The organism is Streptomyces sp. CO7, from assembly GCF_053474865.1.
The window spans coordinates 656,238-658,395 of record NZ_JBRIOU010000002.1 but is presented as its reverse complement, the minus strand read 5'-3'; the positions used below and the strand labels follow the sequence as shown (position 1 = coordinate 658,395).

Sequence of the window (2,158 nt, the reverse complement as noted above, 5' to 3'; positions counted from 1 at the left end):
CCACCACACCGGCCAGGGCGGCCTTGACGCGACGGTGGCGGGCGGCGCGCCGCCGGTACCCGCCCAGGTCCGCGGGGGTGCGCCAGCCCTGCGGCAGTTCGCCCCGCGCCTCCTGCTCCCGGAGCCGCGCGGTGACCATCCGGGCGCGTGCCGAGGGTTCCTTCGGCGCGTTCGCCGCGGTCCCCTCGGCGCTCTCCCGCAGGAACCGGGCCAGTTCCTCGTCGGACAGGTGCTCGGACACGGCCCTCCCCCTCCCTGGCCGACTCCCGTTCGCGGCCGAAGATCCAGTGCGGCAGGTTAGGGCACGCGCGTCCGACCGGCGGCACGGGGTAGGCCGTCGGGCGGGGCCGCGCACCCTCCGAGGTGCGCGGACCGTCGCTCCGCAGCAGCCTGGGGACATGAACCGACCGCACATCGTGGTGCACCCGCCGGGGCTCGACGGGTCCCGGCGGGTGACCGCCGACGACGAGGCCCTCGGCGTCGCCTCGCACCTGGACGACGTCCGCGAGATCCTCCGGCTCTCCGACCTCGACGTGGGGGACGTCGAGACCGGTGACCGGATCGACTGGCAGGGCGGAGGCCCCGGGCAGTGGCCCGGCCTGGAGGAGCACCACGACCTCGAATAACCCTCGCCCGTAGGCCCGTTGACGCTCTCCGGCGGCTGCGGCGCAACCTCAAATCAACCTCTGAGAACGCCTTCACCTCTTCAACGAACCCGTGCCCGGGCCGCATTGTTGTGTCCACGAGGTCCGCCGGCACGGGGGCGGCGGACCTCGCTCCGGCCACGGGGGAGTCGGAGAAACGGGGGATACGCCACGGGGGAACGCGGCGAGGGCGACGGGGGACGTCCGCTCGACGCGTACCGCATCGCCGTGCTGCGCGGGGGCGACCGCGCGGTCGTGACGGTCGCGGTCGTGGCGCAGCACGGACGCGGCCTGGTCGAGGCGGCGGAACCGGGGTTCCGGAGGAACTCCGGCCCGCTGTCCGGCCGGGCCGCGCACCCGTTGGAGACGGCGGTGCACGCCGCGCCGTACCGGCCACGCACCTTGCCGGAGCTGACGGAACGCGCCCGGGTCCGGACTTGCGTGCGGACGCCGCCTGCCGGACACCCCGGGCCCCTCACCACCCGGACGTACCGCGAGCTCCACGACCGCGACGGCGAGGAACGCGGCCCGGACGGACGCGACGGGCACGGCGCCGGGGGCTGGGGTGGGAGCCACGCCTCGGGCGGGCACCACGCGTGCGGCTCGGGCTCGGGCTCCGGCTGCGGCTGCGGCTGCGGCTGCGGCGGCCTGTGACCACCGGGCAGCGGCGGCGCACGGCACGGGTGCGCGAGCGCACGCCCTCCTCCGCCGAACGGAAACCGACCGCCCTGCCCGGCAATCGGCGAAACATCGCCGAAAGGCCGTCAAGGGACGGACAGGGGGCCCGCGCCGGGCGCACCATGGGAGTCCGACCGCATCACGTCCTGGAGTGGCCATGTCCGAAAAGGTTCCGGTGCGTTGCCCGGCCTGCCGGCGGGAGCACGTCTACCGGGTACCGACGTTCCCCTGCGCCTGCGGCACTCCGGTGGCCCCCGCGCTGGACGTCTCGGGCGAACCGACCCAGCTGACCCGGCGGGTCTGGCACGAGAGCTGGGTGACCGTGCCCTGCCCCCGCTGCTCCCTGCGCAGTCAGTGGCCGTGGCCGGAACTGGGGTGTCCCTGCGGGGCCGTGCTGCGGCTCCCGCTGCTGGTCCCCGGGGACGCCGGCGGCCCTTCGGCGGCGCGGCCGGCCTTCCAGCCGGTGACCATCCGCACGCCCCTGGACGCGGTCACCGCGGCGGCGCTGTACCTGCGGTGGCTGGGTCACCCGGACGTGCGCCGGGCCGACCAGCGGCCGCCCTCAGGTGTCGCCCTCGCCGCGCGCGGGCTGATAGCGCACGTGGACCCGGGCCCGCGGACGGCCTCCACCCGTGAGGTGGAGTGCCTGTGGCTGACCGCGATGAGCGAGTCGGCGCAGGGGGTCCACTTCTCGCTCGCCGGCTACGACCCGGCGGCCCTCGACCTCGCCGAGCAACTGTCCACGCCGCTCTTCCTGCTGGACCGCACCGGCATGCCGCAGGCGGTCAACGACGCGGCGGACACACTGGCCGAAGGCTGACCGCCCGGCCCGTCCC

2 protein-coding genes and 1 pseudogene are annotated in these 2,158 nt (G+C 75.8%); 2 read left to right on the top strand and 1 reads right to left on the bottom strand.

What is annotated here, in order from left to right:
• Positions 1-241, bottom strand: a pseudogene (locus ACOV8S_RS04965) (hypothetical protein); the annotation flags it as partial.
• Between the two features lie 157 nt (positions 242-398).
• On the opposite strand from ACOV8S_RS04965, the gene ACOV8S_RS04960 reads away from it, so the two are divergent.
• Positions 399-626 carry a hypothetical protein gene (locus ACOV8S_RS04960; RefSeq protein ID WP_108952518.1) on the top strand — a complete coding sequence of 76 codons (228 nt, stop codon included), beginning with the start codon at positions 399-401 and terminating at the stop codon, positions 624-626.
• Positions 627-1,479: 853 nt separating this feature from the next.
• Positions 1,480-2,142: a hypothetical protein gene (locus ACOV8S_RS04955; protein ID WP_448316297.1), complete on the top strand. Its 663-nt coding sequence runs from the start codon at positions 1,480-1,482 to the stop codon at positions 2,140-2,142.
• The last annotated feature ends 16 nt before the right edge of the window (positions 2,143-2,158 follow it).